Annotated in this window: 1 protein-coding gene; it reads left to right on the top strand. The window is 39.0% G+C overall.

The features are described 5' to 3' along the window. A partial coding sequence (locus HMPREF2937_RS10975) for an FIVAR domain-containing protein (RefSeq protein WP_180364642.1) occupies positions 1 to 1,348 on the top strand: 1,348 nt, incomplete at both ends.

The following is a 1,348-nucleotide window of genomic DNA, read 5'->3' as shown; positions in this document are numbered from 1 at the left end:
AAGCGAAAGCAATCAATAAAGACGATTACACACCAAACAGTGTAAAACCGTTAACTGATGCAGAAGCAGCAGGTCAAGCAATTGTCGATGCACCGACTGGTAAAACAGTAGAAGAAATCGAAAAAGCAACACAAGCATTGAAAGATGCGCAAGTTGGTTTAGTTCAAAAAGCAGATAAATCAGAGTTACAAAATGCTATCGATAAAGCTAACGCAATTGATAATCTTGAAGCGACTGATAAAGAAGATAAAGCAATCTTAGATGCAGTTGCAGCAGGTGAAAAAGTAAAAGCTGACGGCAACGCAACACCGCAAGAAGTGGCAGATGCTACGAAAGCAATTAATGATGCGATTGCGGCTAAAGAACATCAAGGTGCTTTAGATGAATTGAATAAAGCAATCGAAGATGCAAAAGCTGTTAATAAAGATGACTTCAAACCTAACACAGTGAAACCTTTAGAAGATGCAATTAAAGCGGGTGAAACTGCAAAAGCAGATGTGACTAAAACTCCAGAAGAGTTAAAAGAAGCGGCTAAAGCAATTAACGATGCTAAAAATAATCTTGAAGCGAAAGCGAATAAAGATGAATTGAACAAAGCTATTACTGAAGCTGAAGGTTTAACATTAGATCCAAAAGATAAAGAAGACAAAGCAGTTCAAGACGCATTGGATAAAGCAAAAGCTGTTTTAGAAGATCCAAATGTGACACAAGAAGCAGTGGATGCAGCGAAAGATGCGTTGAATAAAGCGGTTGAAGCTAAGAAAGCTCAAGATGCAAAAGAAGCAGCTGAAAAACAAGCAGCACTTGATGCATTAAAAGCAGAGCTGGAAAAAGCGAAATCAGTAGATAAAGATGCATACACACCAAATAGTGTGAAACCATTAACTGATGCTGTAACAGTGGGTCAAGCAATTGTTGATGCTCCGAAAGATAAGACTGTTGAAGAAATCAAAAAAGCTACACAAGCATTGAAAGATGCACAAGCAGGCTTAGTTGCGAAAGCAGATAAAGCGGAACTTGATAAAGCAATCAATAGCGCAGAAGGTTTAACGTTAGATCCAACAGACAAAGAAGATAAAGCCGTTCAAGAAGCATTAGACAAAGCAAAAGCAGTACAAGCAGATGCTAATGCGACACAAGCAGAAGTAGACGCAGCGAAAGATGCATTGAATAAAGCAATCGAAGCGAAAACTGCTCAAGATAAAGCAGACGCGGTCAATGCGGCACTTGAAGCGTTGAAAGCAGAACTTGAAAAAGCGAAAGCAATCAATCAAAATGAGTTTACTCCTAATAGTGTTGAACCATTAGTAGACGCAATGGCTGTGGCACAAGGTATTGTGAACAATCC

This window comes from Staphylococcus sp. HMSC061G12, assembly GCF_001838465.1.
In the GTDB taxonomy this organism is placed as follows: Bacteria; Bacillota; Bacilli; order Staphylococcales; family Staphylococcaceae; genus Staphylococcus; species Staphylococcus simulans.
The sequence above is the reverse complement of the archived record's forward strand: the minus strand, read 5'-3'. Positions and strand labels throughout refer to the sequence as shown.